The sequence below is a fragment of the Lentzea sp. NPDC051838 genome, assembly GCF_040681245.1.
Lineage (GTDB): Bacteria > Actinomycetota > Actinomycetes > Mycobacteriales > Pseudonocardiaceae > Lentzea.
In genome coordinates, this window is sequence record NZ_JBFAYI010000022.1 from 85,394 (window position 1) to 100,397 (window position 15,004).

Annotated in this window: 19 protein-coding genes; 6 read left to right on the forward strand and 13 right to left on the reverse strand. The window is 68.6% G+C overall.

Annotated elements, in window-relative coordinates; translation table 11 throughout:
- Positions 1 to 7: 7 nt before the first annotated feature.
- The 4 genes from AB0M24_RS34235 to thyX form a co-directional block, all read right to left on the reverse strand.
- Positions 8 to 418, reverse strand: coding sequence for a hypothetical protein (locus AB0M24_RS34235; protein ID WP_363777523.1), 411 nt, complete (start codon positions 416 to 418; stop codon positions 8 to 10).
- A 10-nt stretch (positions 419 to 428) separates the two neighbouring features.
- Positions 429 to 1,868 carry a serine/threonine-protein kinase gene (locus AB0M24_RS34240; protein WP_363777525.1) on the reverse strand — a complete coding sequence of 480 codons (1,440 nt, stop codon included), beginning with the start codon at positions 1,866 to 1,868 and terminating at the stop codon, positions 429 to 431.
- 70 nt (positions 1,869 to 1,938) lie between these two features.
- Positions 1,939 to 2,340, reverse strand: a complete 402-nt coding sequence (locus AB0M24_RS34245; RefSeq protein ID WP_363777527.1) for an ACT domain-containing protein — start codon at positions 2,338 to 2,340, stop codon at positions 1,939 to 1,941.
- 5 nt (positions 2,341 to 2,345) lie between these two features.
- Positions 2,346 to 3,065 carry an FAD-dependent thymidylate synthase gene (gene thyX, locus AB0M24_RS34250; protein WP_363777637.1) on the reverse strand — a complete coding sequence of 240 codons (720 nt, stop codon included), beginning with the start codon at positions 3,063 to 3,065 and terminating at the stop codon, positions 2,346 to 2,348.
- Positions 3,066 to 3,107: 42 nt separating this feature from the next.
- Here thyX and AB0M24_RS34255 point away from each other — a divergent pair, with 42 nt between their 5' ends.
- Together AB0M24_RS34255 and AB0M24_RS34260 are read left to right on the forward strand one after the other, a co-directional pair.
- Positions 3,108 to 3,623 carry a toxin-antitoxin system HicB family antitoxin gene (locus tag AB0M24_RS34255; protein ID WP_363777529.1) on the forward strand — a complete coding sequence of 172 codons (516 nt, stop codon included), beginning with the start codon at positions 3,108 to 3,110 and terminating at the stop codon, positions 3,621 to 3,623.
- Between the two features lie 7 nt (positions 3,624 to 3,630).
- Positions 3,631 to 4,527, forward strand: coding sequence for a DUF4097 family beta strand repeat-containing protein (locus AB0M24_RS34260; RefSeq protein WP_363777531.1), 897 nt, complete (start codon positions 3,631 to 3,633; stop codon positions 4,525 to 4,527).
- Between the two features lie 30 nt (positions 4,528 to 4,557).
- Here AB0M24_RS34260 and AB0M24_RS34265 read toward each other — a convergent pair whose 3' ends face one another.
- From AB0M24_RS34265 to AB0M24_RS34275, 3 genes are read right to left on the reverse strand one after another with little or no spacing between them, the layout of a single operon-like run.
- On the reverse strand, positions 4,558 to 5,052 hold the full coding sequence (locus tag AB0M24_RS34265; protein WP_363777533.1) for a hypothetical protein: 495 nt from the start codon (positions 5,050 to 5,052) through the stop codon (positions 4,558 to 4,560).
- A gap of 18 nt (positions 5,053 to 5,070) precedes the next feature.
- Positions 5,071 to 5,679 (reverse strand): TetR family transcriptional regulator, encoded by a 609-nt coding sequence (locus AB0M24_RS34270; RefSeq protein ID WP_363777535.1) that lies wholly within the window; start codon positions 5,677 to 5,679, stop codon positions 5,071 to 5,073.
- A gap of 5 nt (positions 5,680 to 5,684) precedes the next feature.
- Positions 5,685 to 6,668, reverse strand: a complete 984-nt coding sequence (locus AB0M24_RS34275) for an aldo/keto reductase (RefSeq protein WP_363777537.1) — start codon at positions 6,666 to 6,668, stop codon at positions 5,685 to 5,687.
- Between the two features lie 128 nt (positions 6,669 to 6,796).
- Here AB0M24_RS34275 and AB0M24_RS34280 point away from each other — a divergent pair, with 128 nt between their 5' ends.
- Entirely contained in the window at positions 6,797 to 7,339 is a 543-nt protein-coding gene (locus AB0M24_RS34280) for a helix-turn-helix domain-containing protein (RefSeq protein WP_363777539.1), read from the forward strand.
- Positions 7,336 to 8,211 (forward strand): SRPBCC domain-containing protein, encoded by an 876-nt coding sequence (locus AB0M24_RS34285; RefSeq protein WP_363777541.1) that lies wholly within the window; start codon positions 7,336 to 7,338, stop codon positions 8,209 to 8,211. The genes AB0M24_RS34280 and AB0M24_RS34285 overlap by 4 nt, the downstream gene beginning before the upstream one ends.
- 168 nt (positions 8,212 to 8,379) lie before the next feature.
- Here AB0M24_RS34285 and AB0M24_RS34290 read toward each other — a convergent pair whose 3' ends face one another.
- Both AB0M24_RS34290 and AB0M24_RS34295 read right to left on the reverse strand, forming a co-directional pair.
- On the reverse strand, positions 8,380 to 8,892 hold the full coding sequence (locus AB0M24_RS34290; RefSeq protein ID WP_363777543.1) for a hypothetical protein: 513 nt from the start codon (positions 8,890 to 8,892) through the stop codon (positions 8,380 to 8,382).
- Positions 8,893 to 8,913: 21 nt separating this feature from the next.
- Positions 8,914 to 9,456, reverse strand: a complete 543-nt coding sequence (locus AB0M24_RS34295; protein ID WP_363777545.1) for a GNAT family N-acetyltransferase — start codon at positions 9,454 to 9,456, stop codon at positions 8,914 to 8,916.
- 70 nt (positions 9,457 to 9,526) lie between these two features.
- Between AB0M24_RS34295 and AB0M24_RS34300 the strand changes: the two genes are divergently transcribed.
- The gene (locus tag AB0M24_RS34300; protein WP_363777639.1) at positions 9,527 to 10,732 is read left to right on the forward strand and encodes a crosslink repair DNA glycosylase YcaQ family protein; all 1,206 of its coding nucleotides are present in this window, start codon (positions 9,527 to 9,529) and stop codon (positions 10,730 to 10,732) included.
- 299 nt (positions 10,733 to 11,031) lie between these two features.
- Here the strand turns inward: AB0M24_RS34300 and AB0M24_RS34305 are convergent, their stop codons facing one another.
- A complete protein-coding gene (locus AB0M24_RS34305; protein ID WP_363777547.1) occupies positions 11,032 to 11,607 on the reverse strand; it encodes a TetR/AcrR family transcriptional regulator in 576 nt (191 codons plus the stop codon).
- Between the two features lie 84 nt (positions 11,608 to 11,691).
- Here AB0M24_RS34305 and AB0M24_RS34310 point away from each other — a divergent pair, with 84 nt between their 5' ends.
- Positions 11,692 to 12,450, forward strand: coding sequence for an SDR family oxidoreductase (locus AB0M24_RS34310; RefSeq protein ID WP_363777549.1), 759 nt, complete (start codon positions 11,692 to 11,694; stop codon positions 12,448 to 12,450).
- On the opposite strand, the gene AB0M24_RS34315 is transcribed toward AB0M24_RS34310, so the two are convergent.
- The 3 genes from AB0M24_RS34315 to AB0M24_RS34325 are packed head-to-tail and all read right to left on the reverse strand — an operon-like array spanning position 12,447 to position 14,952.
- Entirely contained in the window at positions 12,447 to 12,884 is a 438-nt protein-coding gene (locus tag AB0M24_RS34315; protein WP_363777551.1) for a tetratricopeptide repeat protein, read from the reverse strand. The genes AB0M24_RS34310 and AB0M24_RS34315 overlap by 4 nt on opposite strands.
- The gene (gene dapB, locus AB0M24_RS34320) at positions 12,881 to 13,618 is read right to left on the reverse strand and encodes a 4-hydroxy-tetrahydrodipicolinate reductase (protein ID WP_363777553.1); all 738 of its coding nucleotides are present in this window, start codon (positions 13,616 to 13,618) and stop codon (positions 12,881 to 12,883) included. Before dapB ends, AB0M24_RS34315 begins: the two co-directional genes overlap by 4 nt.
- Complete coding sequence (locus AB0M24_RS34325) at positions 13,615 to 14,952, reverse strand: pitrilysin family protein (protein WP_363777641.1); 1,338 nt, start codon at positions 14,950 to 14,952, stop codon at positions 13,615 to 13,617. The genes dapB and AB0M24_RS34325 overlap by 4 nt, the downstream gene beginning before the upstream one ends.
- Positions 14,953 to 15,004: the final 52 nt, after the last annotated feature.

The following is a 15,004-nucleotide window of genomic DNA, read 5'->3' on the forward strand; positions in this document are numbered from 1 at the left end:
AGCCGCGTCAGGCCTCGTTCGGCTTGTAGCAGTCCTTGAAGCCGTCGGGCTTGGCCGAGCTGTCGGCGAGCAGCTTCACGACCTGGTCGCGGGTCAGGTTCTCCGGGTAGTTCGGCCAGTCCGGTTCCTGCCCCTTGACGTGCAGCTCGTCCAGCCAGTAGCCGGACTGACCGGAGGACTTGGCCATCTCCAGGTCGCAGCCCTTGACCCGCACCATCACCTCGATGGTGCTCGACGAGGACTTGATCGTGCGCTTGCCCACCTTCTTGGACTTCTTCTCCTTCTCCGTGCTGGGCGCGCCGGGGTTGGTGAACCCGGCGGCCTTGAGCTCGGAGACGAACTTGTCCTCGTTGCTGGTGCACGCGGACAGCGCGGCGGTGCACCCGAGAACCAGCAGGGCGGAAACGAACCTCTTCACAGCGCGCAGACTAGTTGTCCTTCTTCGCGCTGATGGTGTTGTTGAGCTGACTGCCGTCCTTTTTGTTGGCCACGCAGTAGATGCGGCGCTGCGCGTTGTCGTTCTTGTCCTTCTTCCACGCCGTCTCGGTGGGGATCAGCGTGGTGAGCTTGAGCTTCGCGCCGTCCTTGACCCACTGCGACTTCAGCGTCAGGTCGCACCGGGCGACGCCGAGGCTCGTCAGCGCGTCGACGCCGGGGTAGGTCGTGTCGGGCAGGCTCGAGTTGATCGGCAGCGTCTCGACCACGTCGAACACCTCGAAGTCGTGCGGCTTGTCGCACTCCTCGCGGGTGTCCGAGTCGAGCTGCTTGGTCGGTGCCACGGTGCCGTTGCCGCACACGTTCTCGGACAGGCCGAAGACCGGGATCTCGCCGCCCTCGCCGTAGGTCAGCGTGTTGCTGCCGCTGCCGCCAGGCGTCGTGAACCACCTGTGCGCGTAGATGCCGCCCGTGAACGCCAACGCGGCCACCAGCACCGCACCGACCGCCATGAGGATGCGGCTCCGCTTCTTCTTCGCGGGGTCGGCGGCGGGCGTCTGCTGGTACTGCTGGGTCGCCGCCGGCGGAATTCCGGTGGGCGGCGTCGGCTGGTTGCCGATGCTGTTGAGCATGGCGCGAGCCTGCGGACCGGACAGCCGCGCGTTCGGGTCGGCGATGAGCAGACCCGTGATCACGGCACCGAGCACACCGGTCGCGCGGGTGAGGCGTGGCGTCTCGCTCATGATCGCGTGCAGCGTCGACGCCGTGGAGGAGCGCTCGAACGGGCTCCAGCCCTCGACGGCGTAGCAGAGGGTCGCGCCGAGCGCCCACAGGTCCGACGCGGGGCCGGCCTCGTGGCCGTGGATGCGTTCGGGCGCCATGTACGCGGGCGAGCCGATGAGGCTGCCGCTGGTCGTGAGGCGCGGGTCGTCGACGGCCTGGGCGATGCCGAAGTCGGTGAGCTTGAGCTTGCCGTCCGGGCGGACCATCAGGTTGCCGGGCTTGACGTCGCGGTGCACGATCCCGGACTGGTGCGCGGTCTCCAGCGCCGACAACGCCTGCAACGCGATCGACACGACCTGGTTCGGCGGCATCGGGCCGTGGGTGCTGATCAACGTCGACAGCGTCGCCGCCTCGACCAGCTCCATGACGATGTACGTCGTGCCGTTCTCGTTGATCGCGTCGTAGACCGTCACGACCGCCGGGTCGTTCAACTTGCCCGCGGTGCGCGCCTCACGCAGAGCGCGCTCCTCGAGCACACGACGCTCCTCGTGCGCGATGCCGTCCGGCAGGTGCAGTTCCTTGATCGCGACGAAGCGTCCGATGTGGCGGTCCTGGGCTCGCCACACGATGCCCATGCCACCGCGGCCCAGCTCCGCGACCAGGGCGTACCTGCCCGCGATGACGCGCGGTTCGACTGCCTGTCCGTGCAACGTGCGCTCCTACCAAGATGAGCAAGGGGCGTTGACGGTACTAAAGACCCGCCACATGGGGGATCGGTTCCTAGACTTCCGGCGCTACAACCAATTCGTGACCTGCGGCACGTAGCGCGAGCACGGCGCGACCGAGGTCGGTGTGCTTCACCAACAGGTGGTCGGTGTCGTATGTGGACAGCGCGAACAGCGAGACGCCCGCGGCCGCCAGCTCACCCGCGAGAGCAGCCATGATGCCGGTGAGGGTGAACTCCAGCGGACCGCGCACGGTGAGCAGCCGCCAGCCCTTCTCGGCGTTGTCGCTCACGAGCTCGAACGACGACGGCGCGATGATCGACATCTCGTCCGGCGTCCTGGTCACCGACACCAGCACGTCGGTCAGGTCGAGCAGCCCGGAGGGGACCGGGGCGTCCGGCGCGAGGCGCGTGACTGTGTACTCGCCGGGCCGGACGTCCACGCTGAGCCGCTTCATGGGCGTCAGCCTTCAACCACCAGTGGGCTTGAAGCAACTTCTGTGCCGTCCGGGAGTGTCGAGATGACGAAGTCCGCGAACGCGTTGGGCGCCGCCTTCGTGAGTTCCCTGAGGCACGCCACGGCCAGTTCGCGCAGTTCCACGTTGATGTGCTCGGTCGCGCGCATCGCGATGAAGTGCCGCCACGACCGGTAGTTGCCCGTCACGACGATCTCCGTGCCCGTCGCGTTGGGCAGCACGGACCGTGCGACCTCACGCGCGCGCCGTCCGTTGACCGTCTTCTCCAGGCTCTGCACCAGGTCCTCGTAGACCTTGAGGCTCGCCTCGGTCGCCGCCACGAACCGCGCGTGCAGCTCCGGGTCGTTCTTGATGAGGCCGGGCTCGACGACGTCGGTCGGGTCGGTGCGCTGGGACAGCTGCGAGTACGAGAAGTGCCGGTGCCGGATCAGCTCGTGGGTGAGCGAGCGCGGCAGCTCGGTCAGGTAGAGCGTCGCGCTGCCGTGCTCGAACGCGGCGAGGTGGCCGACGTCGAGCAGGTGGTGCAGGAACGTCGCGTTGGTGTTCGTCATGGGGTTCGAGCGGTCCCACGACTGGTAGCAGGCCCGGCCGGCGAACTCGACGAGCGCCGCGCCGCCGTCCGCGTCGGTCGTCCACGGCACGTCGTCCGGCGGGATGAACTCGGTTTTCGCCACCAAGCGCACTCTCGGCATGACCCGAGACACTATCTGACGGTTGCGCGACACCAGATGTGACGTCATAGTGGTGTCATGGATCTGTCGCCGTACATCGCGTCACTGCGCGAGGACCTGGCGACGGCCGCCTCAGCGGGGGACGAGAACACCCGTCGAACGGCCGCCGCGTTGTCCGCAGCGCTCGAGCCAGCCGCGCGACTGGCAATCATGAACGCACTGTCGGACCTGGCAGCGGAGGTCACCGCATCCCTGGAAGGCCAGGTCGTGGAGGTTCGCCTGGCCGGCAGGGACGTCCAGGTGGTCGTCACGGGATCGGCCGAGCCGGAGCCGGAGCCCGCCCCGCGTCAGGAGGTGCCGAACTTTGGCGCAGGTGACGCCACGGGTGACATCAGCCGCATCACCCTGCGCATGATCAACGAGCTCAAGTCGAAGGCCGAGGCCGCCGCGGCCGCTCAGGGCGTGTCGCTGAACTCGTTCATCCAGCAGGCAGTCGGGGGCGCGGTGCACACGAAGCACAAGCATCACGGACACAAGGGGTGGCAGGGCAACGCGGGCTCCGGCTCGCGGGTCCGCGGATGGGTGCAGGGGTGAGCAGGGGATGACCGAGCCAACAGAACCGACAGGCGTCGTTCGTCAGCAGAGCTTCGAGTTCGCGGGCATCGCCGAGATCGACATCTCGCTGCTCAGCGGCCGCGTGCAGGTGCACCTGGCCGACGATCCGGGCGTGCACGTCGAGGTACGGCACGACCCGGCCGCGGGCAACTCCTGGACCGAGGGCCTGTCCAGCGTGCTGAGCTGGGTCAGCGGCCAGTTCGGCCCGGACAAGACAGCTCCCGCCGGCCCGGACGAGGCCGTGCGCGAGGCCCGCGTCGAGCTGCTGGGCAACCGTTTGCGCATCGAGTCGTCGAAGGCGCTGCCGTTGCGCGCGGTGCCGCTCTCCGTCGTCGTGACGGCACCCGTGGGGTCGCACGTGACGTCACGGACCGGCGCGGCCGACGTCGTCGTCACGGGCGGCGCGGGCCGGCTCGACCTGAACACCGGCACGGGCAACGTGTCCGCGGACCGCGCGACCGGCGAGGCCAAGGTGAACTCGGGCGCGGGCACCGTTCGACTGGGCACGATGCTGGCGTCGTTGAAGGCCAAGACCGGCAGCGGTGACGTCGAGGTGTCGTCGGTCGGCGGCACGTCCACGCTCATCACCGGCACGGGTGACGTGTGGCTGGGTGCGGTGCAGGGCAACGTCCAGGTGCGCACCGGCAGCGGCGACCTGACCGTGGCCGACGCCGCGTCCGGAGAGATCCAGCTGGGCACCGGATCCGGCAACATCCGCGTCGGCATCCGTCAGGGCACGCTCGCCCGCATCGACCTGGTGTCCACGTCCGGCAACGCGCGCAGCGACTTCGAGGTCTCGACCGAACCGCTGGGCGACGCGTCCTTGTCGGTCACGGGCCGTACGGGCAGCGGCAACGCACTGGTGACCGCCGCCGCGAGCTGACCGGGGGGTCGGAGGAAAAGACGTCCCCGGTCAGGGCTCCTGGAACGGTTTGGAGCCGCCGGGGACGTCGTCCGGAAACAGCGGCACGCGGATCTCGCCGGTCAGGAACTTCCTGATGAAGCTCGAGAAGGTGCCGTCGAACGACCAGCGCTGGCGCATGTCCGTGATCATCACGGTCCACTCGTCGGGCTCGCCGCTGGTGTACCAGAGGCAGTGGTCGCCGTTCACGGTCATGCCCCACGGCAGCAGACCGGGCGACTCCGGGTGCACGCGCAGACCGGGCTGACGGCGGAGCGCACGCAGCATCTTGGGCGCCTGCGCCATCCAGTTCATGAAACCGGCCCGCGCCGTCGGGTGCAGGATCCGCACGTAGCCGCCCACGATCAGCGGTGGGTAGGCCTCGGCGAGATGCACGTAGTCGCTGGGCAACGGCGTGCCGGCACGTGCTTTGACCGCGTCCCAGTCGACTGGGTCAGGACGCCGTTCCGGCGCTCCCAGCAGATCGATCCACTCGTCAGGCGGCACCGCTCACCTCCGTGACCCTCAAGCATCGCCTGCGGCACTCGGGCTTCGGTTGTACCGCAGTCCGGCGACGACCAGTGAGACGACGGCGTCGAAAGCGGCCTGAATGTGAGGATCCCCCCACTCCTGGGCGTGGGCCGGGTGGTGGAACTTCTCCGTCGCCGTCCACACCGCCTGGGCCGTCGTCTCCACGTCGTCCGTCACGAACTCCTGGGTATCCACTCCCGCGCGGATGATGCGCGCGACCTGCCCCACCAGGTGTCCGACGTGGTACTCGGGGATGACGCAGCTCTCCCCCACCAGCACCTTGTACGTCGCGAACAGCTCGGGTTCGTCGGTGTGCGAGAGCCTCTTCTTGTCGAACAGGTGCTGCAACCAGGCCCGCAGGTTGTCGGACGCGGTGGCGTTCTCGTCGAGGACGGACTCCATCTCGACGTGGATCGCGTCGAGCCAGCGCCGCGTCACGGCCTCGCGCAACGCGGCCTTCGTCGGGAAGTGGCGGTAGACGCTGCCGTGGCTGACCCCGAGCGCCTTGGCGACGTCGACCACCGTCGCCTTGGCCGGCCCGTACCTGCGCAGCACCTCTTCGGTCGCCGCGAGGATCGCCTCCCCGGTCAACGCCTCCGCCACGTCGCTCACCTCTCGCTGTCCAGCAGGGCCATCTGCTCCGCGGCGTACCGCGTGCCCGCAGCGGCCCCAACAGGAACAACAGCCTCGATCTCCTGCAATTCCCGCTCGGTGAACGTCACGTCGACGGCACCGACGGCCTCCTTCAGCCTCGCACGCTTGGTCGTGCCGACGAGAGGCACCACGTCCTCTCCGCGTGCCGCGACCCACGCGATCGCGAGCTGAGCGACCGTGACGCCCTTGTTCGTCGCGATCTCGTCGAGCTTCTCGACCAGGAGACGGTTCTGCGCGAGGTTGTCGCCCTGGAACCTCGGCGTGTGGCCGCGCCAGTCGCCGGTGCCGATCGTGAGCGGCGTCGACGAGATCAGGCCGCGCGACAGCACGCCGTACGCCGTGATGCTGATGCCGAGCTCACGGGTGGTCTGCAGGATCTCCCGCTCGACACCGCGCTCCAGCAGGCCGTACTCGATCTGCAGGTCGACGATCGGATGGACGGCGTGGGCGCGGCGGATGGTCTCGGCGCCGACCTCGGACAGGCCGATGTGGCGGACCCTGCCCTTCTCGATCTGGTCGGCGATGGCGCCGATGGTGTCCTCGATCGGCACGCTCGGGTCGAGCCGCGCCGGCCGGTAGATGTCGACGTGGTCTGTGCCGAGCCGTTCCAGTGAGTACGCGAGGAAGTTGGCCACGGCGTTGGGGCGCGTGTCGAACCCGACGAACGCACCGCCGGCGTCGCGCATGCCGCCGAACTTGACGCTGAGCTGCACCTCGTCGCGACGGCCCCTGATGGCCTCGGCGATGAGCATCTCGTTGTGCCCCATGCCGTAGAAGTCACCGGTGTCGAGCAACGTGACGCCCGCGTCCATGGCGGCGTGGACGGTCGCGATGCTCTCGTCGCGGTCCGCCGGGCCGTAGGCGTTGGACATGCCCATGCAGCCCAAGCCGATGGCGGACACGACCGGGCCGGTGGCTCCGAGCTGACGCTTCTGCATTGCCTGGCTCCTTCGTCTCTTCGGTGATTCCAGCCTGCCCGATGGACTGACAGACTTCAATATCTGTCAGTCCATAGTTGTCTGCGCGATTGACAAAAGAGTTTTGAACGTTCAAAGTGTTTTTTGCGATGAGAGACGTGATCTACCTGGACCGGATGGAGCAGGCCGAGACCCTGCTCAAGCCGCAGCGCGTGGAGGTGCTGCGGCAGCTCGCCGCGCCGCGCTCGTGCACCGAGGTCGCCGAGGTGCTCGACCAGACGCCGCAACGCGTGCACTACCACGTGAAACAGCTGGTCAAGGCCGGGTTGGCCACCCAGGTCGCCGAACGCAAGGTGCGCGGCGTCCAGGAGGGCCTCTACCAGGCCGTGGCGCGCTCGTACTGGCTCTCGCCGCGGCTGGTCGGCCGGATCGGGTCGCGCGACGAACTCGCCTTGGGGCACCTCGTGGACCTCGCCGAGCAAGTGCAGGCGGACGTGGCCGCGCTGGACCGCAACACCGAACTGCCGTCGGTGGGCGTGTCCGGCGAGATCCGCGTCCGGCCTGAGGACAGACAGCGGTTCCTCGCCGAACTGCAGACGACGTTGCAGGACCTCTTCACCCGATACGGCGGCGCGGAGGGGGATGCGTTCCGCATCGCGCTCGCCTGCTACCCGAAGGGAGACAACCGATGAGCACGGGAATCGTCCGCGTTCGCACCTCGGCGTCCGCCGCGCGGATCCACCAGGCCCTGACGACGGCCGCCGACCTGGAGGTGTGGCTGGCCGAGCACGCGTTCGTGGACCTGGGGCAGGGCCAGTTCGAGTTCTGGGGCCGCTACACCCCGGAAGGCGAGCGCGGCCGGCAGAAGCTGCTGTCCGCGGACTCCTCGTCCGTGACCTTCTCGTGGTTCCTGCACGGCACGGACTACACGATCACGCTCGGCGTGGAGGAGCGCGACGGCCAGACCCTGATCGCCGCGACGCAGTCCCCGTACCCGGAGTGGGGCGAGGGCATCGACGACGAGGGCAGGGCGGGCGTCGTCCAGACGTTCTGGTCGCTGGCGCTGGCGAACCTGGTCGAGCACGTCGAGGGCAGGCCGGTGTTCGCGCGCTGCGACTTCTCCACCCCCGAGCAACGGATCGACGTCGACATCGCCGCCTCACCCGAGGCCATCATCGGCGCGCTCACCGACCCCGACGTGTTCGCGCGGTGGTTCGGGGCGCGGGCGGAGATCGAGCCGTACGTCGGCGGCCGCTGGGCGATGGGGAGCTTCGAGGACAACCCCCATCCCGCGAAGATCCTCGCGCTGGACTCCTCGCAGTTCACGCTGGAGTTCCCGGACAGGATGGTGTCGTCCTGGGAGCTGGCCGAATCCGGCGGCAAGACGCATCTGACGTTCGTGCAGAGCGGGTTCGACGCCGGCAACCCGCCGTACGGCTCGTGGATGGGCTGGCTCAGCGGGTTCGCGGACATGAAGCGGATGCTGGAGCTGCCCGACTGGCGCCCGATGTGGCACTCGTACGAAATTCCCGGTTTGCCCGATGGCGTTCTCGTACTTGAATAATCGGGCGTGAAACGGGCGGGTGAGAGCCAGATCATTCGGCTCTCACCCGTCTGCGCCTGGCTTTCATCGGCGGAGCGTCGATATCTTCAGGGTCGTGCTTGATTCAGCCCGAGTCACCGTTGCCGCTTTGTTGATCGCCTTCTCCGTGACGGCGTCGATCTTGTTCAGCTAGAACCAGGCCATGACCATGGCCGGTGAGGCCGCGAGGAAGCTGAACCTCGCGAAGCGGCCCACCATGCCGGTCACGATGAACATCAACGTCGACATGCCCGCGAGCCCCGCCAACACGCTCGTGGCCATGAACGGCGGAACACCCACGAGTGCGCTGACGGCGTGCGTGCCTGCCATCCAGTTGGGGTGCTTCTTGCACTTCACGTGGATCCAGTCGCCCCAGCGGTGCATGCGCGTACCCGGCCCGAACCAGCGGGCGAGTTTGGACGGCTTGGTGCGCTCTTTTTTGGTGCGGTGCAACCAGTTCGGCAGCTTGATGTCGCCTCGTGCCGCGTAGAAGTACAGCAGCTTGCCGAGCACCTGTGCCGTCGCGACCACGAGGCCGACGAGCCAGCACGAGACGCCGGGCCAGCGCGCGCCGACACCCACCACCCAGGCTTCCACACTGATGAAGGGGATGAGGGCCGAGCCGAGCGCGACCCCGAAGGTGAGGCCAACCAAGCCGAACACCCGGCCGAGGCTACACAGGTCTCAGGAGTCGAGTCGGACAGCCAGCGGGCCGGTCATCCGGATTTCGCGCAACGGACGCCCGCCTGCGTCCAACGTGCGCACCGTGCCATCACCCGACCAGCCGAGTCGTTCGTAGAAGTTCCGCGACGCCTTGTCGGCCTCGGGGATCCACGCGATACCCCTGGTCGCACCTGCCCCGCCGAGACGTTCGGTGGCCTCCGCGACGAGCCGCGTGCCGTGCCCCCTGCGACCCCAGCGCGGTTCGACCAGCACGCTGATCAGCGCGGTGGTTGCGGCGTCTTCCGGCAGGCTTCCGTCCGCTTTGGCCACTTCGTCGTCCGGAGCCTTGCTCGCCACGACGAACCCGACGGTGAAGCTGCCTTCCGTGGCTTTGAGGACCGCGCCCTGCTGCACGATCCCCGCCCACGCTTCCTCGGTGTCGAGCGTGTCGAGGACGTCCTGCGGCAGGAGTTGGGCGTAGGCGAGCCGCCACGTCTCGCGGTGGATGCGGATGATCTCCGCGAGGTCTTGGGCGGTGGCGAGGTGCACGCCGGCGTCAGCCATAACCGCACCTTATCTACGGGGTGTCCGAGAATTGTCAGGGGTGCGTGGCAACATCGGCTCCGTGCAACGGATGAGCGCGGACGTGGCCCGTCGAATCGCCCTGGGAGCCCAGGGCTTCACCGACCTGCGCCCTGCCGCGGCGACGCGCAGGCACCTGCAACGAGTCCTGTCGCGCGTGCAGCTGCTGCAGATCGACTCGGTGAACGTGGCGGTACGCGCCCACTACATGCCGCTGTTCTCCCGCCTGGGCTCCTACGACGCCGCGTTGCTGGACGACGCGGCGTGGACGCACACCGCCCGCAAACCCCGCATGCTCGTCGAAACCTGGGCGCACGAGGCGTCCCTGGTGCCTGTTTCGGATTGGCCGTTGTTCCACTCGGGCGCGAAGAAGCGCGGCTGGTGGCAGAACTACCAGACGATCCTCGAACGCTCACCCCAACTCGTCGACGAGGTGCTGGCCGCGATCAAGGACCTGGGCCCGATCGGCGCCGGCGCCCTGGAGAAGGCGCTGATGGGCGAGTCGGGCCGCTCGAAGGGCCCGTGGTGGGACTGGTCCGAGGTCAAGCGGGTGTGCGAGGTCCTGTTCGGCGTCGGCGTCCTGACCACGGGCACCCGCCGTTCGTTCGAGCGCCTGTACGACCTGACCGAACGCGTTATCCCGTCCGACGTGCTGGCCCAGAAGTGGACGCCGGAAACCGGCGCCCGCGAACTCGTGCTGCGCTCCGCCGTGGCCCTGGGCGTCGCCACCGAACCAGACCTGCGCGACTACTACCGCCTGGACCCACGCCGCTCGCAGGCCGCCGTGGCCTTACTGGTGGAAGACGGCGTGCTGGAACCGGTGTCGGTAGACGGCTGGCGTGGCGTCGCGTACCGGCACGTCGACGCGAAGGCCCCACGCCGCGTGGTGGGCCGGGCGCTGCTGTGCCCGTTCGACCCGCTGATCTGGGAGCGAGCACGAACCGAGCGAATCTTCGGCTTCCGCTACCGCATCGAGATCTACGTGCCGGAGCCGCGCCGCGTGCACGGCTACTACGTGTTCCCGTTCCTGCTGGACGGCGAACTGGTCGGCCGCGTGGACATCAAGGCCGACCGCGCAGCCGGGGTGCTGCGGGTGCAGGCGGCGTGGGCGGAGGAGGGCGTCGACCGGCCTCGAGTCGCGGCCGAACTCGCGGGCGAGCTGAAGCACATGGCGGAGTGGCTCGGGCTGGAGGAAGTTCTGGTGGTGCAGAAGGGCGACCTGGCAGCCGAACTGATCGCCGCCGTCGTCAACACCTGACGCCCGGACCGCTCCCCCGCGCGCTTCCTCGTATGCGAGGGATTGGTAACAGCGTTTCAGGACACTTCGCGGCCCATGTTCACCCGACCGGGCGACCCGAGACGAGCTGCAACAAGCCCTCACCCCACTATCGCAGGCAACAACCTGTCGGCCAAGTCGCGCGCAACCCCGGCGAGCTGCTCCGCGAGACCCCGCCCGCCGCAGGCCGGGCACTACCTCGCCGACAACAACCTGTCGGCCAGGTCCTGCGCAACCCCAGCGAGCCGCTCCGCGAGACCCCGCCCGCCGCAGGCCGGGCACTACCTCGCCGACAACAACCTGTCGGCCAGGTCCTGCGCAACCCCAGCGAGCCGCTCCGCGGGCAACCCACTCCGCCCCATGTAGACCAAGCCCTGCTGCGCCGTCTGCAACGTCCGCGCGAACGCCACCGCGTCGAGCCCATCCGGCAGGTCGCCCTCCCGCTGAGCCCGCTTCACCGCGTCCGCGACCATCCCCACGATGCCCTCGTACGCCTGCCGAGCCCTCTCCGCGACCTCGACATCGGTCGCAGCGAGCTCGGTCGTGCTGTTCGCCAGGTAGCAGCCCTGCCGCAACGACCCCGCGCCCGACATCAGGAATCCCCGCAGCCCGTCGATGGCGCGCTCGGACTCATCCAGGCTCTGGCGCATCCCGGCGCACGAGTCGGTCACGTAGTCGTCGAGCGTGCGCATGAACAGCTTGTGCTTGTCCCCGAAGGCTCCGTACAGGCTGCCCCTGCCCAGCCCGGACACGCGCGTGAGGTCGTCGAGCGAGGTGGCCTCGTAGCCCACGGCCCAGAACTGGTCGCGGACGTCCCGCAGAACACCCTGCTCGTCGAACTTCCGCGGCCGCGCCATGCCCTCAACCGTACCCATTCTTGACCGATCGGTCCATAACTGGTTAGTTGTGGACCGATCAGTCAAAAACCGAAGGAGCACGACATGGGTGCACTCGACGAGAAGACCGCGTTGGTCACCGGCGGCACGTCCGGGATCGGCCTCGCCATCGCCGAACGGTTCGCGAAAGAAGGCGCCGACGTCTTCATCACCGGCAGGCGCAAACCGGAACTGGACGCCGCCGTCGCCCGGATCGGGCCGCGAGCGAAAGGCGTCCGCAGCGATGTGTCCAATTTGGACGATCTCGACCGGCTGTTCGCCCTCATCGCCCAGCACGGCAAGGGACTCGACGTCCTCGTGGCGAACGCCGGCGGCTCAGCGGCCACGGAAACGATCGACACGCTGACCCCGGAGTCGTTCGACTCGGACTTCCGGATCAACGTGCGCGGCACGGCGTTCACCGTGCAGAAGTCGTTGCCACTGCTCAACAACGACGCCTCGATCATCACCCTCGGCTCGACGTCGGCGTCCCGGGCGACAAGAGCACTCGGCACCTACTCGGCGACGAAGGCCGCGATTCGTCAGCTCAGCCGGGTCTGGGCGCTGGAGCTGGCGCCGCGCGGCATCCGCGTCAACACGCTGGTGCCCGGCCCCACGGAGACGCCCGGCATCAAGGGGCTGGCGAGCAGCCCTGACGAGGTCGACGGGATGTTGAAGCTCTTCGCGAGCAAAGTGGCGCAGAACCGGATGGGACGACCGGAGGAGATCGCCGCGGCGGCCCTGTTCCTGGCGACGGACCAGTCGAGCTTCATGACCGGCAGCGAGCTGTTCGCCGACGGAGGTGAAGCCCAGGTGCTGATCTAGGCGTGCAGCTCGATGGCCTTGCGCATCGTCTCGCGCGCACGGCCGCGGTCGCCCGCGATGTCGTACGCGTAAGCCAGCCGGAACCAAACGCGCCAGTCGTCCGGTGACGCCTCGACCTCGGCCCGGCGCTCCTCGAACCACGCGTCGGCCGCGTCCCGGTCCACGCGACCGGACGGACGGCGCGGCAGGTGCGAGACGTCCGGCAGGAGGCCGTCCGCGTCGAGCTCGCGGGCCATCTTCTCGGTCTCCCAACCGAAACGCAGGTTGGAGTACACGAGCCACACGCCGAGCAGCGGCAGGATGAGCACGCCGATGCCGAGCAGGATGCCGACCAACGAGCCGGTCTGCAGCAACGCCACAGCCCGGCCCGCGAGCAGGACGAAGTAGACGAGAAGGGCCGCGATCAGCAGCCCTACCGTGACCCTGACCTTCACAGGTCGAGGTACTTGTCGAGACCGACGGCGAGACCGGGGCGCCCCACGATCTCGCGCACGCCCAGCACCACACCCGGCATGAACGACGTGCGGTGCAGCGAGTCCTGACGGATCGTCAGCGTCTCGCTCTCGCCACCGAACACGACCTCCTGGTGCGCGATCATCCCGGAGATCCGCAGCGAGTGGACGCGCACGCCGTCGACAAGAGCTCCGCGCGCGCCCGGCTCCTCGACAGTGGTGGCGTCGGGCATCGGATCCATCCCCGCACGCGCCGCCGCGATCAGGCGAGCCGTGTGCGCCGCGGTCCCGGAAGGCGCGTCGGCCTTGCGCGGGTGGTGCAGCTCGATGATCTCCGCCGACTCGTAGTAGCGGGCCGCGATCTCCGAGAAGCGCATCAGCAGCACGGCACCGATGCCGAAGTTCGGCGCCACCAGCACACCAACGGAAGGCTTCGAAGCCAGCAACTCCGAGACCGCGGCGAGCTTCTCGTTGTCGAAACCGGAAGTGCCGACGACGCAATGGATTCCGGCGGCGATGCAGAACTCCAGGTTCCCCATCACGACGTCGGGGTGCGTGAAGTCGACGACGACCTGCGCACCCGAGTCGACGAGCGCGGACAACGGGTCGTCGGCGTCGATCGCGGCCACGACCTCCATGTCCTTCGCGGCCTCGACCGCGCGGACCACCTCGGAACCCATGCGGCCCCGCGCGCCGAGAACTCCGACGCGAATCATGCAATCACCTCGTGTACCTGGTCCGGCAGATCGTCGGCATGATCGTAGGGGCCGACCACCGCCGCGGCGACGGGACGGCGAAGCAGATCACGTGCGAGCGTCGCCACCTCGTCTGCGGTCACGGCATCGATGCGAGCAAGAGTCGCCTCGACGCTCAGGTGGTCGCCGTAGTTCAGTTCGGACTTGCCGATGCGCGACATCCGGGAGCTGGTGTCCTCCAGACCCAGCACGAGCGCGCCACGCAGCTGTCCCTTGCCCCGAGCCACTTCCGCGTCGGAGAGCCCACCACGAGCAACGTCCACGAGCACCTCGCGGATCACGCCCGCGGTCTCCCCCAGGCGGTCTGGCTGGCAGCCCGCGTAGACGGAGAACGTGCCGGTGTCCGCGTACAGGCCGACCGACGAGTACACCTGGTACGCGAGGCCACGGCGTTCACGGACTTCCTGGAACAGCCGGGAGCTCATGCCGCCACCGATGGCCGCGTTGAGCACGTTCATCGCGAACCGGCGCTCGTCGTGGCGGTCGAGACCGCGCATGCCGAGCATCAGGTGCACCTGTTCGGTGTCGTCGGTGTGCAGCACCAGCTTGCGGGCGTCGGCGATGCGCGCCCGGCCCGCTCGTGGCGCGACCGCGCTGCCCTCCCGCGACAGCCGGTCACCGATCGACTTGCGCACCAGCCGCATCACGTGCGCGTGCTCGATGTTGCCCGCGACGGAGAACACCATGCGCGGCAACGTGTAGCGCTTCTTGTAGAACGAGTAGAGGTTGTCCCGCTCCATGTCCTGAATGGACTTCTCGGTGCCCAGCACCGGGCGCCCCAGGGCGTGCCCGCCGAACAGCGCCTCGATGAACGCGTCGTGCAGCAGGTCCTCGGGGTCGTCGTCGCGCATCGCGATCTCTTCGAGCACGACACCGCGTTCGGTCTCGAAGTCACGCGGGCCGCAGATCGCCTCGAACACCACGTCGGACACCAGATCCACCGCCAGCGGCAGGTCCTCGTCCAGCACGTGCGCGTAGTAGCAGGTGTGCTCCTTGGCGGTGAACGCGTTCAGCTCGCCACCGACCGCGTCGATCTCCTCCGCGATGGCCGCGGCCGAGCGACGCGACGTTCCCTTGAACAGCAGGTGTTCCAGGTAGTGCGCGGCGCCTGCCACCTCTGGCCGCTCGTCACGGGACCCGACCTGCACCCACAGCCCGACGGACGCGGACCGCACGCTCGGGATGCGCTCGGTGATGACCCGCAGGCCCGAGGGCAGCATGCTGCGCCGCACCTCGATCCCCGCGGACGCCTCCAGCACGCGGGTGGTGCCCGGCTTCTGGAGGTGCCCCAGCACGGGAGTACGCGGACGGCCGCGGGTGGATGCACCCGCGGCCGTCACGTTGTTG

Excerpts from the sequence above, each read along its gene's own strand:
- AB0M24_RS34300 (WP_363777639.1), top strand. The coding sequence starts at position 9,527 with ATGAGCGCGGACGTGGCCCGTCGAATCGCCCTGGGAGCCCAGGGCTTC.
- AB0M24_RS34255 (WP_363777529.1), top strand. The coding sequence starts at position 3,108 with ATGGATCTGTCGCCGTACATCGCGTCACTGCGCGAGGACCTGGCGACG.
- AB0M24_RS34310 (WP_363777549.1), top strand. The coding sequence starts at position 11,692 with ATGGGTGCACTCGACGAGAAGACCGCGTTGGTCACCGGCGGCACGTCC.
- AB0M24_RS34280 (WP_363777539.1), top strand. The coding sequence starts at position 6,797 with ATGAGAGACGTGATCTACCTGGACCGGATGGAGCAGGCCGAGACCCTG.
- AB0M24_RS34295 (WP_363777545.1), bottom strand. The coding sequence starts at position 9,456 with ATGGCTGACGCCGGCGTGCACCTCGCCACCGCCCAAGACCTCGCGGAG.
- AB0M24_RS34305 (WP_363777547.1), bottom strand. The coding sequence starts at position 11,607 with ATGGCGCGGCCGCGGAAGTTCGACGAGCAGGGTGTTCTGCGGGACGTC.
- AB0M24_RS34285 (WP_363777541.1), top strand. The coding sequence starts at position 7,336 with ATGAGCACGGGAATCGTCCGCGTTCGCACCTCGGCGTCCGCCGCGCGG.
- AB0M24_RS34245 (WP_363777527.1), bottom strand. The coding sequence starts at position 2,340 with ATGAAGCGGCTCAGCGTGGACGTCCGGCCCGGCGAGTACACAGTCACG.
- AB0M24_RS34260 (WP_363777531.1), top strand. The coding sequence starts at position 3,631 with ATGACCGAGCCAACAGAACCGACAGGCGTCGTTCGTCAGCAGAGCTTC.
- AB0M24_RS34275 (WP_363777537.1), bottom strand. The coding sequence starts at position 6,668 with ATGCAGAAGCGTCAGCTCGGAGCCACCGGCCCGGTCGTGTCCGCCATC.
- dapB (WP_363777553.1), bottom strand. The coding sequence starts at position 13,618 with ATGATTCGCGTCGGAGTTCTCGGCGCGCGGGGCCGCATGGGTTCCGAG.